The sequence below is a fragment of the Tepidimonas thermarum genome (genome assembly GCF_007556705.1).
GTDB classification, from domain to species: Bacteria; Pseudomonadota; Gammaproteobacteria; order Burkholderiales; family Burkholderiaceae_C; genus Tepidimonas; species Tepidimonas thermarum.
The window spans coordinates 1-16,343 of record NZ_VJOL01000028.1 but is presented as its reverse complement, the minus strand read 5'-3'; the positions used below and the strand labels follow the sequence as shown (position 1 = coordinate 16,343).

14 protein-coding genes are annotated in these 16,343 nt (G+C 68.5%); 5 read left to right on the top strand and 9 right to left on the bottom strand.

The features are described from left to right. Nucleotide 1: 1 nt before the first annotated feature. On the top strand, nucleotides 2–949 hold the full coding sequence (gene rocF / locus Tther_RS08035) for an arginase (protein WP_143902697.1): 948 nt from the start codon (nucleotides 2–4) through the stop codon (nucleotides 947–949). Between the two features lie 21 nt (nucleotides 950–970). On the opposite strand, the gene Tther_RS08030 is transcribed toward rocF, so the two are convergent. From Tther_RS08030 to Tther_RS08005, 6 genes are all read right to left on the bottom strand, one after another. Beyond that, nucleotides 971–2,803, bottom strand: a complete 1,833-nt coding sequence (locus Tther_RS08030) for a methyl-accepting chemotaxis protein (RefSeq protein ID WP_143902695.1) — start codon at nucleotides 2,801–2,803, stop codon at nucleotides 971–973. A gap of 90 nt (nucleotides 2,804–2,893) precedes the next feature. Next, nucleotides 2,894–3,379 (bottom strand): LPS-assembly lipoprotein LptE, encoded by a 486-nt coding sequence (locus Tther_RS08025; RefSeq protein WP_143902723.1) that lies wholly within the window; start codon nucleotides 3,377–3,379, stop codon nucleotides 2,894–2,896. Nucleotides 3,380–3,426: 47 nt separating this feature from the next. After that, nucleotides 3,427–6,129 (bottom strand): leucine--tRNA ligase, encoded by a 2,703-nt coding sequence (gene leuS, locus Tther_RS08020; protein WP_143902693.1) that lies wholly within the window; start codon nucleotides 6,127–6,129, stop codon nucleotides 3,427–3,429. Nucleotides 6,130–6,263: 134 nt separating this feature from the next. Next, complete coding sequence (locus tag Tther_RS08015; protein ID WP_143902691.1) at nucleotides 6,264–6,983, bottom strand: dienelactone hydrolase family protein; 720 nt, start codon at nucleotides 6,981–6,983, stop codon at nucleotides 6,264–6,266. A gap of 53 nt (nucleotides 6,984–7,036) precedes the next feature. Beyond that, nucleotides 7,037–7,852, bottom strand: coding sequence for a 4-hydroxy-tetrahydrodipicolinate reductase (gene dapB, locus Tther_RS08010; RefSeq protein WP_425472814.1), 816 nt, complete (start codon nucleotides 7,850–7,852; stop codon nucleotides 7,037–7,039). A 35-nt stretch (nucleotides 7,853–7,887) separates the two neighbouring features. Further along, nucleotides 7,888–8,463, bottom strand: coding sequence for an outer membrane protein assembly factor BamE (locus tag Tther_RS08005; RefSeq protein ID WP_143902687.1), 576 nt, complete (start codon nucleotides 8,461–8,463; stop codon nucleotides 7,888–7,890). A 109-nt stretch (nucleotides 8,464–8,572) separates the two neighbouring features. On the opposite strand from Tther_RS08005, the gene fur reads away from it, so the two are divergent. Then, a complete protein-coding gene (gene fur, locus Tther_RS08000) occupies nucleotides 8,573–9,013 on the top strand; it encodes a ferric iron uptake transcriptional regulator (RefSeq protein ID WP_143902685.1) in 441 nt (146 codons plus the stop codon). Nucleotides 9,014–9,042: 29 nt separating this feature from the next. On the opposite strand, the gene hprK is transcribed toward fur, so the two are convergent. From hprK to hpf, 3 genes are all read right to left on the bottom strand, one after another. Beyond that, nucleotides 9,043–9,993 carry an HPr(Ser) kinase/phosphatase gene (hprK, locus tag Tther_RS07995; protein WP_143902683.1) on the bottom strand — a complete coding sequence of 317 codons (951 nt, stop codon included), beginning with the start codon at nucleotides 9,991–9,993 and terminating at the stop codon, nucleotides 9,043–9,045. Between the two features lie 40 nt (nucleotides 9,994–10,033). Further along, a complete protein-coding gene (locus Tther_RS07990; protein WP_143902681.1) occupies nucleotides 10,034–10,504 on the bottom strand; it encodes a PTS sugar transporter subunit IIA in 471 nt (156 codons plus the stop codon). A 118-nt stretch (nucleotides 10,505–10,622) separates the two neighbouring features. Then, complete coding sequence (gene hpf / locus Tther_RS07985) at nucleotides 10,623–10,955, bottom strand: ribosome hibernation-promoting factor, HPF/YfiA family (protein WP_143902680.1); 333 nt, start codon at nucleotides 10,953–10,955, stop codon at nucleotides 10,623–10,625. A 342-nt stretch (nucleotides 10,956–11,297) separates the two neighbouring features. Between hpf and Tther_RS07980 the strand changes: the two genes are divergently transcribed. From Tther_RS07980 to Tther_RS07970, 3 genes are all read left to right on the top strand, one after another. Continuing rightward, nucleotides 11,298–12,413, top strand: coding sequence for a patatin-like phospholipase family protein (locus tag Tther_RS07980; RefSeq protein ID WP_246098960.1), 1,116 nt, complete (start codon nucleotides 11,298–11,300; stop codon nucleotides 12,411–12,413). Between the two features lie 188 nt (nucleotides 12,414–12,601). Further along, the gene (gene corA / locus Tther_RS07975; protein ID WP_143902676.1) at nucleotides 12,602–13,588 is read left to right on the top strand and encodes a magnesium/cobalt transporter CorA; all 987 of its coding nucleotides are present in this window, start codon (nucleotides 12,602–12,604) and stop codon (nucleotides 13,586–13,588) included. A 144-nt stretch (nucleotides 13,589–13,732) separates the two neighbouring features. Continuing rightward, on the top strand, nucleotides 13,733–16,174 hold the full coding sequence (locus tag Tther_RS07970; protein WP_143902674.1) for an adenosylcobalamin-dependent ribonucleoside-diphosphate reductase: 2,442 nt from the start codon (nucleotides 13,733–13,735) through the stop codon (nucleotides 16,172–16,174). Nucleotides 16,175–16,343: the final 169 nt, after the last annotated feature.

The following is a 16,343-nucleotide window of genomic DNA, read 5'->3' as shown; positions in this document are numbered from 1 at the left end:
TATGACAACCCGATGGCACACAGTGGCGCTCGTGGGCGCGCCCACCGACGTTGGCGCTGGCGCGCGTGGCGCCTCCATGGGACCGGAGGCGCTGCGCGTGGCCGGGCTGCAGGCGGCGCTGGAGTCGCACGGCCTGCACGTGCTCGACCGTGGCAATCTGCACGGCCCTGCCAACCCCTGGCGCCCCGCCGTCGATGGCTACCGCCACCTGGACGAGGTGGTGGCCTGGAATCGCGCCGTGCACGATGCAATATACGCCGAGCTGCAAAGCGGCCACTTGCCCATTTTGCTTGGCGGCGACCACTGTCTGGCGATGGGGTCGATCAGCGCGGTGGCGCGCCACTGCCGCGCCGTGGGCAAAAAGCTGCGCGTGCTGTGGCTGGACGCGCATGCGGACTTCAACACCTCACGGCTTACGCCCAGCGGCAACCTGCACGGCATGCCCGTGGCATGCCTGTGCGGCTTTGGCCCCGAGGCGCTGGTGCACCTGGGCGGCGCCGGCCCGGCGCTGCGCCCCGATCAGGTGCGCCAAATCGGCATCCGCAGCGTGGACCCGGGCGAAAAGCGCTTCGTGCACGAGCAGGGGCTGGAGGTCTACGACATGCGCTACATCGACGAAATGGGCATGCGCCACACCATGGAGCAGGCCCTGGCCGGGCTGGACGCCGACACCCACCTGCACGTGAGCTTCGACGTCGATTTTCTGGACCCGGACATCGCGCCCGGCGTGGGCACGACCGTGCCCGGCGGCCCCACCTACCGCGAGGCGCAGCTGTGCATGGAAATGATCGCCGACACCGGGCGGCTGGCCAGCCTGGACGTGATGGAGCTCAACCCGGCGCTGGACGTGCGCAACCGCACCGCGCTGCTGGCCGTGGACCTGATCGAGAGCCTGTTTGGCAAGAGCACGCTGATGCGCGAGCACCAGGCGCGCCGCGGCGGATCCTGACGCGCCTGATCGGGGGTGCCGTCAGCGCGGTGGCAACGCGGGGCGCGCCGCCTCGTGGTCGATGCGAAAACGTGCCACCGCAGCGGCCAAATCGGCCGCTTGCTGCTTGAGCGCGGTGGCCGCCGCGGCCCCCTGTTCGACGAGCGCGGCATTTTGCTGCGTGGTTTGGTCCAGTGCCGAGACCGCTGCGCCGATCTGCGCAATGCCGTGTTGCTGATGCTCGGCATCCGCCGCGATATCCCGGATCATGGCGGCCAGCGCTTTGACCTCCTCCACGATCCTGGCGATTTCCGCGCCCGCATCGTTGACCAGCACAGAACCTTCCTGCACCTCCCCGACCGACGATTCGATCAGGGTCTTGATTTCCTTGGCCGCTTGCGCGCTGCGTTGCGCCAGCGCGCGCACCTCGGCCGCGACCACCGCAAAACCACGTCCGGCCTCGCCGGCGCGCGCCGCCTCCACCGCGGCATTGAGCGCCAGAATGTTGGTCTGAAAGGCTATCCCGTCGATGACATTGACGATCTCCCCAACCCGTTGCGAGGTCGAGGAAATGTTGGCCATCTTGGTCGTGACCGCCTGCATCACGCCGCCCCCGCGCTCGGCAGCGCCCGCTACTTCCGTCGCCCGGCGATTGGCCTGCTGCGCGTGTTGAGCGGTTTGGGCCACGGCATCGGTGAGCTCCTCCATCGTCGCAGCCGTCTCCTCCAAGCTCGACGCCGCATGCTCCGTGCGTGTGGACAGGTCCAGGTTGCCCGCGGAAATTTCTTCCGCCGCCGTGTGCACCTGCGTGCTGGCGTGTCGAATATCGACGAGCACCGACTGCAGCTTGGCCACAAAGGCGTTGAAGTGTTCGCTGATGCGCGCCACCTCGCGCACGCCCGAGGTACTCAGGCGCCGCGTCAAGTCGCTGTCGCCCGAGGCCACCTCCTCCAGCGCGGCATCCAGCCGCCGCAGGGGCCGCAGCGATGCGTGGACCAAGACGCCGATGACCAACGCCGACAGCGCCCCCACCACCAGCGCCCCCACCAGCGAGTTGATTTCCAACGCGCGCACGGCTGCCATGGCTTCGCCTTCGTGCATCGCGATGACGAGCCGCCAGTCTGTGCCCGCGATTGGACGGGCCACCAACAGCCGTGGCTGGCCATCGATCGTCGCGTTGACGGGTTGTGCATCCAGCGCCGCCAACGCGCCAGCCGCCAACGCCGGCGTCAACCGTTCGGCCGGCTGCAGGATCAGGTCCAGATTCGGATGCACCACCAAACGGCCATCGCGCGCCACGATGAAGGCGTTGCTCGAGGGCGTGGGCTTGATGGCGTCGATGCTGGCTTGCACGGCATCCAGGAAGATGTCGCCCGCCACCACCGCCTGCACCTGGGCGCCATCGCGCCGCGCCGCAGCCAACGTCAGGACCAGCCGCTTCGTGCCGGCATCCACATAGGGCTCGGTCAGCACCACGCCTTCGCTGCGGCTTGCCAACTGGTACCAGGGCCGGGTCGTCGGATCGTAGTCGGGCGGCAAGTCCTGCGGGCTGGAAAAGGCCGTGCGCTTGTCCGCATAGCCGATGTAGGTGGTGTCGTAGCCGACGGTGCGCGCCACCTTTTGCAACGACGGCAGCGGATCCGGCTCGTCCACCGCCGGCAGCAGCGCTTCGACCCCCCGGCGCGCGACGGCGATCACGTCGGCCGTCGCCGCAGCACGCGCCTGCGCCAACGCAGCGGCGTCTTGCGCGATGGTGTCGCGGACGGCGGCCCGCGCAATCAGGATGTTGACGGTGGACACGACACCGACGCTGACCACGGCCAGCGCCGTGGCGGCCACGATGAGCCGCCACCGCAACGACTGAATTCCCCACATGACGACGTCCCCAATGGGTGTTTGGTGATGGCGCGCAGTATCCGCGCAAACAGCAGACGGTGGAATACGGGCAATCGAGCAGCCGCCGCTTCAGAGCGCGCTGACCGCGCTCAACCGCACGAGCAGCTGGCGCACGATGGCGGTGCGCATGTCGTCGAACAGCAAGGCCTCTTCGGCCTCTTTGCCCAGCACGACGGTTTCGGAAAAACTCAGCTCGCGCTCTTGCAGCAGCTCGGTGGGCGCGATCAATTCCCGCCCGCCGGGCGTGCGCAGCGCAAAGCGCACGCGCCGGCGCAGCGCCAGTTCGCGCACCTGCCCCGCCGCGGTGGTGCCCACCACCACACGCTCGCGCTGGTCCTGCAGCACCTGCAAAATGACATCGGGCACGGCCGCCTCGCCATCGGGCCCGCGCGCCGTGGCGTCCAGCACCGCCACGCCGGCCGCTTGCAGCTGGGCGCGCAGGCGCTGCAGCACGTCCGAGTCGGCGCCGGCCTGTACGCGCAGGGTGCGAAAGGCAAAGCGCAGCCCCGCCCCCCGCAGCCGAAAGCCGCAGCCCGCCAGGGCGGTGGCCGCCATGGCCGCCAGCGCCGCCCCGCGCACCCAGGCACGCCGCGTGGCCACGTTCAGACCACCACGTTGACCAGGCGGCCGGGCACCACCACCACCTTCTTGGGAGCGCGGCCCTCGCCGTAGCGCGCCACTTCCGGCGCGGCCAGCGCGGCGGCCTCGATGGCGGCGCGATCGGCATCGGCCGGCACGGTCAGGCTGCCGCGCACCTTGCCGTTGATCTGCAGCACGAGCTCGATCGCATCGCGCCGCAGCGCGGCTTCGTCCGGCTGCGGCCACGGGGCATCGAGCAGATCACCCAGCGCGCCGGCGTAGCCGAGCTGCTGCCACAACACCCAGGTCAGGTGCGGGGTGGCCGGATACAGGCAGCGCAACAGGATGCCAAAGCCCTCGATCAGGGCCACGCCGCCGCCCGGCTCGTCCGTGGGGTCGAAGCCCTCCAGCGCGTTGAGCATCTTCATGCAGCCGGACACCACGGTGTTGTACTGCATGCGCTGGTAGTCGTAGTCGATTTGTTTGAGCAGGCTGTGGATGTCGTGCCGCAACGCCTTGGCGCGTGCGCCAAAGGCCACATCGCCCAGCGACGCGGCGCCCTGCACCGCCTGCTGCGCGGCGCCAAAGTCCATCTGCGCCAGCCGCCGGCCAAAGGCCCACACGCGCTTGAGGAAGCGGTGGCTGCCCTCCACCGCGGCGTCGTTCCACTCCAGCGTGGCTTCCGGTGGCGCGGTAAACATGGTGTACAGGCGCGCGGTGTCGGCGCCGTACTTCTCGATCAGATCCTGCGGATCGACCCCGTTGTTCTTGGACTTGGACATGGTGCCCACGCCCTCGTAGTCGATCGGCGTGCCCGCCGGCAGCACGCCATCGGCGCTGGGCACGTCGCGCTTGAGCCGCGCGCCCACGATCTTGCCCGCGTCGTCGAGCACGTGCTCCACGTCGTGCGGCCAGAAATACTCCTTGGCGCCCTTGGACGTGCGGCGGCTGTAGATGTGGTTGAGCACCATGCCCTGGGTGAGCAGCCGCTTGAAAGGCTCATCCACCGCCACCAGCCCCAGGTCGCGCATGACCTTGGTCCAAAAGCGCGCGTAGAGCAGGTGCAAGATGGCGTGCTCGATGCCGCCGATGTACTGGTCCATCGGCATCCAGTAGCGCGTGCCATCGCCCACCATCGCCTCGGCGTTGGTCGGGTCGCAATAGCGCATGAAGTACCAGGACGAATCGACGAAGGTGTCCATGGTGTCGGTCTCGCGCCGGGCGGGCTTGCCGCACTTGGGACAATCGACCTTCAGGAACGATTCGCACTTGGTCAGCGGATTGCCCGACCCGTCCGGGATCAGGTCCTCGGGCAGCACCACCGGCAAATCCTCATACGGCACCGGCACGGGGCCGCAGTCGTCGCAGTGGATGATCGGGATCGGCGTGCCCCAGTAGCGCTGGCGGCTGATGCCCCAGTCGCGCAGGCGCCAGGTGGTCTTCTTCTCGCCCAGGCCCTTGGCGGCGAGCAGCTCGGCCACTTGGTCGACCGCGCGCGCGTGGTCCAGACCGTCCAGCACGCCGGAGTGGATGCAGCGCCCGCGCTGCTTGTCGGCGTACCAGTCGGCCCAGGCGTCGCTGGAAAACGTCTCGCCCTCCACCGCGATGACCTGCCGGATGGGCAGCCCATATTTTTTGGCAAAGGCAAAGTCGCGCTCGTCGTGCGCCGGCACGCCCATGACGGCGCCGTCCCCGTAGCCCATGAGCACGTAGTTGCCCACCCACACCGGCACCGCCTCACCGGTGAGCGGGTGCGTGACCGTCAGGCCGGTGGGCATGCCTTCCTTCTCTTTGAGGGCGAGCTCCGCTTCGGTGGTGCCGCCGAGCTTGCAGCGCTCGATGAAGGCCGCAAGCTGGGGGTTGCCCGCCGCGGCGTGCGCCGCCAGCGGGTGCTCCGGCGCCACGGCGCAGAAGGTCACGCCCATGATGGTGTCGGCACGGGTGGTGAACACCCACAGCCGCCCGTCCTGGATCGGCTCGCCGCGCGCGTCGCGGATGTCGTGCGTGAAGGCAAAGCGCACGCCCGTGCTCTTGCCGATCCAGTTCTCCTGCATCAGCCGCACGCGCTCGGGCCAGCCGTCCAGGTAGTTGGGATCGTCCGGGTTGGCCACGGCCGACAGCAGCTCCTCGGCGTACTGCGTGATGGCCAGGTAGTAGCCGGGGATCTCGCGCTTTTCCACCAGCGCGCCGGTGCGCCAGCCGCGGCCGTCGATGACCTGCTCGTTGGCCAGCACGGTCTGGTCCACCGGGTCCCAGTTGACCACCTGCGTCTTGCGGTAGGCGATGCCCTTTTCGAGCATCTTCAGGAACAGCCACTGGTTCCACTTGTAGTAGTCAGGGGCGCAGGTCGCCACCTCGCGGCTCCAGTCGATGGCCAGGCCCATGGCCTGCATCTGCCGCTTCATGTAGGCGATGTTGTCGTAGGTCCAGCGCGCAGGCGGCACGCCGTTTTTGATGGCGGCGTTCTCGGCCGGCAGGCCAAAGGCGTCCCACCCCATGGGCATGAGGACGTTGTAGCCCTTCATGCGCAACTGGCGCGCCATCATGTCGTTGATGGTGTAGTTGCGCACATGCCCCATGTGCAGCTTGCCGCTGGGGTAGGGCAGCATGGAGCAGGCGTAGAACTTGGGCTTGGTCGTGTCTTCGGTGACGCGGTAGGCGTCGCGTGCGGCCCAGGCGGCCTGGGCAGCGGCTTCCACGTCACGGGGGGTGTAGGCGTCTTGCATGGTGCGCAACAGCAACGCGCCCGACCGCCCCCCGGCCAGCGGCGGGGGCGGACGGACGCCTGGGAATGAACGATCGTCGCGCGATTGTATCGGCGCCACCGCCACCTGCCCGCCCAGCGGCTGGCTGGGGCGGATCAGGCCAGCACTTCGGCCAAAAAGGCGCGCATCGCCACCCACGAGCGGGCGTCGGCGCGGGCATCGTAGACGGTGCCAAAGCCGGGGTCGTTGGCCTGCGGGTTGGTGAAGGCGTGCATGGTGCCGCCGTAGGCGTGCAGCTGCCAGTCGGCGCCGGCAGCGCTCATCTCCTGCGCCCAGGCCAGCACCGCGTCGGGCTTGGCCATTGGGTCGTCCCAGCCGTGCAGCGCCAACACCTTGGCCTGGATGCGCCGCCCGGCGGTGTTGCCCGGCGGCGTGAACAGGCCATGGAAGCTGACCACCCCGCGCAGCGGCAGGCCACAGCGCGCCATGTCCAGCACGCTCAAGCCGCCAAAACAAAAACCGATGGCCGCCACGCGGCTGGCGTCCACCTCCGGCTGCGCGGTCAGCGCCTGCAAGGCCGCGCCCAGGCGCGCCTGCAGCAGCGCGCGGTCTTGCACCAGCGGGGTCATGAGGGCGGCGTTTTCCTCGCGGCTGCGGCCGCGCCGGCCCTTGCCATAGACGTCCATCGCAAAGCCGACATAGCCCAACGCCGCCAGGGCGCGCGCTTTGTCGTCCTCAAAGGCGGTGCGCCCGGCCCACGCATGGGCCACGGCCACCGCGGGGCGCGCCCCGGCGTGCGCGTCGTCCCAGGCCAACAGGCCCTCGAAGGTCTGGCCGTCGTGCTGGTAGTCGATCAGGCGAGTCTGAATGGTCATGGCTGCCGTTGCTCCTCGGTTGGAACGGGACCCGGGCGCGCGCCGACACCGCGTCAGCGCAGCCCGAGCACGTCGAACATGTCGTACAACCCGCTGCGCCGCCCCGCCAAAAACCGCACCGCGCGCAGACTGCCCTGCGCATAGGTGGCGCGGCTGCTGGACTTGTGCGTGATCTCGATGCGCTCGCCGGTGCCCAGGAACATCACCGTATGGTCGCCCACCACGTCGCCGCCGCGCACGGTGGCAAAGCCGATCGCGCCGGCCGGGCGCTCGCCGGTGTGGCCCACGCGTTCGTACACCGCGCAGTCCTGCAGCCGCCGGCCTTGCGCCGCGGCGATGACCTCGCCCATTTTGAGCGCGGTGCCGCTGGGCGCATCGACCTTGTGGCGGTGGTGCGCCTCGACGATCTCGATGTCGTAGCCGCCCGACAGCGCGCGCGCGGCCATCTCCAGCAGCTTGAGCGTGACGTTGACCCCCACGCTCATGTTGGGCGCCATGACGATCGGGATGTGCTGCGCCGCATCGGCGATGGCGGCTTTTTGCGCCTCGGTGAACCCGGTGGTGCCAATGACCAACGCCACCCCGTGGCGCACGCAGGCCTGCACGTGCTGCATCGTGCCCTCGGGGCGGGTGAAGTCGATCAGCACATCGCTGGCGGCCAGGGCGGCGTCCACATCGGCGGCAATGACGACGCCGGCGGGTTGCCCGGTAAACGCGGCCGCGTCCTGGCCAAGGGCGGGACTGTCCGGGCGGTCCAGGGCGGCGGACAGCACGCAGTCGGCGGCGGCTTGCACCGCCTCGATCAGCATGCGGCCCATGCGGCCGCTGGCGCCGGCAATGGCAACGCGGTGGGGGGTGGAAGCGGTCATGGCCATCCAACGGGGTCAGCAGGGGTCAACAGGGCTCAACGGGACTCGAGCGGTGGGTAGCTGGTGGCGGCCGGCGCAGCCGGCGCCGGCGCGGGGGCCGCCGGGCGCGGTGCCGGGGCCTTGGCCTCGAAGGCCTTGAGCTGCTCTTCCGACGCCTCCAGCACCGGGGGTTTGTCCGCGCGGCGGCGGGTATCGAGCGAGGCGACGAACTCCTCCTCGCTCGGCAGCTCATCGGCCTGCACCCGCTGCAGCCGATCGCCCTCGAAAAAGACCGTGACCACGCGGCGCTGCGGGGCCTGGCCCTGGCGCTGGAACACGAACACATAGTCCCAGCGGTTGGCATGGAACACACTGGCCACCAGCGGCGTGCCCAGGATGCCCTGCACCTGCTCACGCGTCATGCCCGGCTGCAGCGCCTGCACCTGCTCGCGCACGACGACGTTGCCCTGCAAAATGTCCATGCGGTACGGCGTGACCAGCCCGCCCAGGTTGGACAGGCGCTGCGTGGCGCCGTCGAGCGCCGAGCACCCGCCCAGCGCCAGCAGCAGCGGCGCCAGCCAGACGGCCCGCCTGCGCGGAGCCGGGGACAGCAAAAGGGTGCGAAGTGTCATGGCAAAACACCAATGGGCGCACGAGTGTGCGGGACTCGGCGCATGGTTATATCATCGGGCCCATTGTAGTGGCGCGCGCCGTGGCCCGCGCTCCTTCCTTCGCACACGCATGACCGGTATCGAAGAACTCAAGAGCACGGGGCTCAAAGCCACGTTGCCGCGACTGAAGATCCTGGAGATCTTCCAGTCCGGCCGCCAGCGCCACATGACGGCCGAGGACGTCTTTCGCGCCCTGCTGGAGGAGCAGTCCGACATCGGGCTGGCCACCGTCTACCGGGTGCTGACGCAGTTCGAGCAGGCCGGCATCCTGGTGCGCAGCAGCTTCGAGTCCGGCAAAGCGGTCTACGAGCTCAACGAGGGTCAGCACCACGACCACCTGGTCTGCCTGGACTGCGGCCGGGTGGAGGAGTTTTGCGACCCGGAAATCGAGCGGCGCCAGCAGGCCATTGCCCAGGCGCGCGGCTTCGAGCTGCAGGATCACGCCCTGGCGCTGTACGCGCACTGCAACCGCACCGACTGCCCGCACCGCACACGCCCGCGCCGCGGGTGAGCGTGCCCGCGCGGCGGCGGCTGCGCCCATCAATCGTCGCGCAGCATGGCGGCGCGTTGGCGCTGCACGAACTCCTGGTAGGTGTCGATGCCGCGCAGCTGCAAAATGGCGTTGCGCACGGCCGCCTCGACCAGCACGGCGATATTGCGCCCGGCCACCACGGGGATGAGCGCCTTGCGGATGGCCACCCCCAGCACATCCTGGTACAAGGGCTCGGCGGGCAAACGCTCGTAGTCGCGCTCCAGCGTCGCCTGGCGCACCAGGTGCACGATCAGGCGCAGCCGCATCTTGCGCCGCACCGCGGTCTCGCCAAAGATGGCCTTGATGTCGAGCAAACCGATGCCGCGCACCTCCAACAGGTTTTGCAGCAGGTCGGGGCAGCGGCCCTCGACGATGGTCTGGTTGACGCGGTAGACATCGACCGCATCGTCGGCCACCAGCCCGTGCCCGCGCGAGATGAGCTCCAGCCCCAGCTCGCTTTTGCCCAGACCCGACTCGCCGGTGATCAGCACCCCCAGCCCCAGGATGTCCATGAACACCCCGTGCATCGTGGTGCGTTCGGCAAAATGGCGCGACAGGTAGGCGCGCAGCACATCGATCACGAACGCGGCCGAGGCCGCGGTGGCAAACAGCGGGATGTGGGCGCGCTCGCACATGGCCACCAGCTCCGCCGGGGGTGCCTGGTCGTCGGCCACCACCAGCAACGGCGGCTCCAGCGTGACGATGCGCGCGATGCGGCGGCGGCAGTCCTCCGGTGTGGCGTTGAGCAGGTAAGCCACCTCGCGCACGCCCAGCACCTGCGCCCGGTAGGGGTGGATGTAGTTGAGGTAGCCGACCAGGTCGGCACCGGAGCGCGCCTCGGCCACCGCCTTGTCGTCGAAGCGCCGCTCGGACGCCGTCTGCCCCGCCACCCAGTGCCATTTGAGGGTGTCGCGGTGGTCCTCGAACAGGACGTCGGCGCTGACGGCACTCGGTTTCATGGGCAAAGCGCTCTTGGGTGGCGCCGCCGCAGCGGCGGGCTCAGGCCGCCGCGTGCGCCGACTGCCAGCTGGCAATCAGGCCGTGCAGCGTGGCCGCGTTGTCGACGGTGCGCAACTTCTCACGCAGGGGTGCGTCGCTGAGCAGTTCGGCGATTTCGGACAGGATTTCCAGGTGCTTTTGCGTCGCCGCCTCGGGCACGAGCAAGAAAATCAACAGGTTGACCGGCTGCTCATCGGGCGCGTCAAAGCCAATGGGCTGGGCGAGCTGGAACACCGCCGCCATGGGCTGCTTGAGGCCCTTGATGCGACCGTGCGGGATCGCCACGCCGTGCCCCAGGCCGGTGGAGCCCAGGCGCTCGCGCGCAAACAGGCTGTCCGTCACGAGCGCCCGGTTGAGCCCATGCAGAGATTCGAACAGCAGGCCGGCCTCCTCGAACGCCCGCTTTTTGCTCGTGGCCTCGACGGCCACCAGCACGTGTTCGGGCGGCAAGATCGCAGAGAGTCGGTTCATCAGAGTGCCTCAAAACGAGGGCGCCATTATGCCGCCAAGCCCGCGGCCGTGCAGTCGCCCCAAAACGACAAACCGCTTGAGCAGCCAAGCGGTTTGTGGCGCGGCAGCACGCGCAGGGTCAGACGACTTCGCGCTTGAGCGGCAGGTGGTGATGCTCCTGGGCCTTGTCCTTGTGCCGCAGCACCTGGCGATCGAGCTTGTCGGCCAGCTCATCGACCGCCGCGTACAGGTCGGCATGCGTGCTTTCGGCGTAAATGTCGCGGCCCTTGACGTGGATGTTGCACTCGGCCTTTTGGCGGTGGTCTTTGTCCTTGATCTTGTCCACGGTGAGCAGGACCCGGATGTCCACCACCTGGTCGAAATGGCGCGAGATGCGCTCGAGCTTGGCGGTGACGTAGCTGCGCAGCGCCGGGGTGACCTCGAGGTGGTGTCCGCTGATCGTCAGGTTCATGAAGAGCCTCCTTTCGCTCCAGGAAAGACCCGGCAGCCGACCGCCGGGCCGTGGGGGCCGATGCGCAACCCCACGGCCCTACTATGCCCGTTTGACCGCCGTGTGACAAGCACCCCGTGGGCGCGCGTGGCGCCGCGCCCGCATGGGGGCTTACCCGCATGGCGGTGCCCCGTCACGGCCGGCATACTCAGGCGCAGCCTGTGCCGCAGGCACCGCGCACCGTCGTGTCATGGCCCTGGAAACCGTTCTTGCCACCAGCTTCGACGCGACGCCGACCGACCAACCCCGGCGGCGCGCGCTGGTGTTGATGGGGGCGGCGCGCGCACCGCGTACCAGGTGGGGGTGCTGCGCGGCCTGGCGCGGCTGCTCGGCGAGCGGCCGTTTCCCTTTCACATCGTGCTGGGCACATCGGCGGGGGCGCTCAACGCCACTTTTTTGGCCAGCCACGCGCAGGAGGGCAGCCGGGCGCTGGAGCGGCTGGCCGGCTTTTGGTGGCGGCTGCGCTCGGCGCAGGTGTACCGCCTCAACGCCTGGCGGCTGGGCCCGCCCAATTTGCTGACCGCGGGACTGACGCTGATGTGGCAGGTGCGGCGCCACCGCGCCCTGCTCGACAGCCTGCCGCTGGTCGACACGCTGCACCGCCACCTGGACCTGCCGCGGGTCGAAGCGGCACTGGCCGACGGCACGCTGGACGTTTTGGGGGTGACGGCCTCCAGCTACACCAGCGGCGAGCACTGGACCTTTTTTCAGACCGCCCGGCCCGACTGCACGGCATGGCGGCGGCCCGGGCGGCGCGCGCAGGCCCAGCTCATTGGCATCGATCACCTGTTGGCCTCGGCCGCCATACCCTTTTTGTTTCCGGCCGTGCCGCTGTGGGTCGAAGGGCACAAGGAATATTTTGGCGACGGCTCGATGCGCCAACTCTCGCCGCTGTCGGGCGCCATCCACCTGGGGGCGCGCCAGATACTGGTGATCGGCGTCGGGCAGCCCCAACGCGCCGGGCTGGCCGCCCCCGCGGACGCCACGGCCGAACCCAGCGCCGGCACCATCGCCGGGCACGCCCTGGCCAGCGTCTTTCACGACACGTTGATGGCCGATGTCGAGCAGGCACAGCGCGTCAGCCGCACCCTGGCGCAATTGCCCAGCGCCGTGGCGGCCCTGCTGCCGTATCGGCCGGTGCAGGTGCTGGCGCTGCAGCCCAGCGCATCGCTGGACGCACTGGCGCTCAAGCACGTGCACGAGCTGCCCGCCGGCACGCGCGACACGCTGGCCGGGCTGGGCGCGCTGGAGACGCGGCGCGCCGGCGCTGGCAGCGCCGCAGCCCTGGCCAGCTACCTGCTGTTCGAGCCGGGGTTCGTGCACGCGCTCATCCGGCTGGGGGAGGCCGACGCCCTGCAGCGCGAAGCGCAGCTGCGCGCCTTCTTCGATGACGCCGCGCCCGCAGCGGCAGTGCCATAATTCGGCTTGTTTCATCCCTTGGAGACCCTGCCGTGGAAAGCAGCCCTAGTTGCGTGCTTTCGACGCTGGAGCGCCGGGCCTAACGCGCCACCTTCGCCCACCGCTGGGGCGTGCGCCGGGGCCGGCATCCGGTGATCGAAAGCACATCCGCATCACCGTCGCCCACCCCCGTCAGCCGGAAGCGCCCCATGCTCAACGTCTTCACGCTCGTCAACGGCCGCCTGTTCCAGGAAGAAATCGATTCCCTGGAGGATCTGGCGCGTTTTCAACCGATCTGGGTCGACATGGAGTCGCCCACGCCCGAGGAACGCCGCTGGGTGCGGCAGCACTTTGGCCTGTCCATCCCCGAAGACGCGATGGACGACGATATCGAGGAGTCGGCGCGCTTTTTCGAGGAGGACAACGGCGAGCTGCACGTGCGCTCGGACTTCCTCATCGACGACGAAGACGGCCCGCGGCATGTGCGCGTGGCCTTCATCCTCAACGACCGCAACACCGGGCTCAAAAGCCACGGTGTGTTGTTTTCGATCCACGACGAGGACCTGCCGGTCTTTCGTCTGCTGCGTCTGCGCGCGCGGCGCATGCCCGGCCTGATCGACGACGCCAAGGACGTGTTGCTCAGCCTCTACGACACGGATGTCGAGTACTGCGCCGACATCCTGGAAGGGGTGCACGATGAACTCGAAGCCATCAGCGCCCAGGTGCTGTCCGGACAGCTCACCGACGACAGCGCGCAGCAGGTGCTGTCGGCCATCGCCCGCCACGAGGACCTCTCGGGCCGCATCCGCCGCGACATGATGGACACGCGGCGCGCCATCAGCTTTTTGATGCGCATGCGGCTGCTGTCGGCCGAGCAGTTCGAGGACGCGCGCCAAATCCTGCGCGACATCGACTCGCTCGAAGGCCACACCTCGTTTTTGTTCGACAAGATCAACTTCTTGATGGACGCCACCATCGGCTTCATCAACATCAACCAGAACAAGATCATCAAGATCTTCTCGGTGGCCTCGGTGGCGCTGCTGCCGCCCACGCTCATCGCCAGCATCTACGGGATGAACTTCCAGTTCATGCCCGAGCTGGAATGGAAGCTGGGCTACCCCTTCGCGCTGGCGCTCATGCTGGCCAGCGCCCTGGTGCCGATGTGGTATTTCCGCAAACGCGGCTGGTTGAAGTGACCCGGCGCGCTCGCGCGCGCCGGTGCCGCACCATCCGTCGACGGGACTAGACCAACGGAACGATGGACGCACGCGTCCGCTGGGCGCTGTTGGGTGTCCAATACGGAACACCGCCCGCGAGGGCTGCACAGCCAATGCGCGCCTATGGATCGCTTCCAACCAGCCGATTTCCCGGCCGACCTGCCCCCGCAGCCCATCGGCCTTGACGTGTTGCGCGAAAAATACCTCAAGCCCGGTGAGCACTCCGTCGACGATCTGTTCAACCGAGTCGCGCTCGCGCTGGCCAGTGCCGAGGCGCCCCCACAGCAACAAGCATGGGCACAGCGCTTCCGCCAACACTTAGCCGGTGGCGCGATCGGTGCCGGGCGCATCATGAGCGCAGCGGGCACGGGCATCCACGCCACCCTCATCAACTGCTTCGTGCAACCCGTGGGCGACTGCATCCAAGGCGTGGACGAGGACGGCTACCCCGGCATCTACGAGGCGTTGCGAGAGTCCGCCGAGACCATGCGCCGTGGCGGCGGCGTCGGCTATGACTTCTCACGCATACGGCCCAAGGGTGCGCGTGTGCGCAGCACCGCCTCCACAGCCAGCGGCCCGTGCAGCTACATCAATGTGTTCGACCAATCGTGCGCCACGGTAGAAAGCGCCGGCGCCCGCCGCGGCGCTCAAATGGCGGTGCTGCGCATCGACCACCCCGACGTGCTCGACTTTATCACCGCCAAGCGCACGCCCGGACGGTGGAGCAACTTCAATGTGTCCGTCGCCATACCGGACGCCTTCATCGAAGCGGTGCAAACCAACACAACGTGGGAGCTGGTGCACCGCGCCGAGCCGTCCGACGAGATGAAGGCAGCGGGCGTCACGCAGCGCGGTGACGGCCTGTGGGTGTACTGCCGCTTGCCCGCACGCGCCCTGTGGGAGACGATCATGCGCTCGGCTTACGACTTTGCCGAGCCGGGCGTGTTGTTCATCGATGCCATCCAGCGCGACAACAACCTGCGCGCCATCGAGCGCATCGAAGCCACCAACCCGTGTGGCGAACAGCCGCTGCCGCCGTACGGCTGCTGCTGTCTCGGGCCCATCATCCTGCCGCGTTTCGTGCGGCATCCCTTCGGTTTTGGCGGCAACGCCACCTTCGACTTCGATACGTTCGCGCAAGCCGTGGCCGTGCAGGTGCGCCTGCTCGACAACGTGCTGGACATCACCCATTGGCCGCTGCCGCAGCAACAGGCCGAAGCGCGGGCCAAGCGGCGCATCGGTGTGGGCTTTACCGGGTTGGGGGACGCACTGATCATGCTTGGGCTGCGCTACGACCGGGAAGAGGGACGCGACATGGCCCGACGCATCGCCCGCACGATGCGTGACGCCGCTTACCAGGCCTCGGTCGAGCTTGCGCGTGAAAAGGGGCCGTTCCCCCTCTTCGACGCCGACACCTACTTGGACGAAGGCACGTTTGCCAGCCGCCTGCCCGAGCCAATCCAGGCCGCCATCCGTGCCCATGGCATTCGCAACAGCCACCTGTTGTCGATCGCCCCCACCGGCACGGTAAGCCTGGCCTTTGCGGACAACGCCTCCAACGGTATCGAGCCCGCGTTTTCATGGTGCTACACGCGCCGCAAACGGGAGGCCGACGGCAGCCACAGCACGTACGACGTGCAGGACCACGCTTGGCGTTTGCACCGCGCACTGTTCGGAGTAGATGCCGCGCTGCCGGAAGCGTTCGTGGGGGCGCTCGAGATCGCACCCGCTGACCACGTGGCCATGATGGAGGCGGTGCAGCCGTTCGTGGACTCGGCGATCTCCAAAACCGTCAACGTGCCGGCCGACTGCCCCTACGAGGCCTTTGCCGACCTCTATTTGCACGCTTGGCGCGCTGGCCTCAAAGGGCTGACCACCTACCGCCCCAATGACATCGTGGGCGCGGTGCTGACCACCACGACCGACGGGCCGGCAGCCCGCGATGCCACACCCGCGGTCAATGCGCCCGACCCCATGCGGGTGGTGATCGAGAAGCGGCCGCGTGGTGCGCTGGACGCTGTGGCCGAAAAAATCGAGTACTGGATTGCCGAAGGGCCGAAAACCCTGTATCTGATCGTGTCTTTCCTACCCGTGACCCTGCCCGATGCGCGCACAGGGCAGCGGGCGATCGAATTTTTCATGCCGGTCGGGCAAAGCGGGGAATCGCAGCAGTGGATCTCGGCCAGCATGCGGCTGCTATCACTGGCCGCGCGCGGCGGCTTTCTGGATCGCGCGCTGGCCGACATGCGTAAGGTGGTGTGGGACCGGGGTCCGGTGCGACTGGGGCAACGCCGCCGCGACGACGGCAGCGTGGTGCCGTTGTGGCACGACTCGGAGGTAGCCGCCATCGCCTACGCCATCCAACAGATCATCGAGCGCAAAGCTTCCCCTGGTGCTTCGGTTGCCAGCGTGCCCGATCCCAGCGGCGCAACCGCACCTGCTCCGCTGGCGATGGGGGTCCCCATGGCGGGGCGCAAATGCCCCGAATGCGGCGCACGGGCCCTGATCCGCCGCGATGGCTGCGACCACTGCACGGCTTGCGGCCACTGGGGCGCTTGCGGCTAGTTGGTGCCGTGCCACGAGATAAGACGGGGACTCTCCCCCCGCGATTGTGCAACCTCTTTTCTGTAAATTTCCGGTTGGGTGGTCATGACAACCGGGTTACAGGTTGAAGTTGAGATAGACCTTGCCGGTCAGCCACTCGTCGTCGAGTTCGGCGAGCATTGCGGAAACC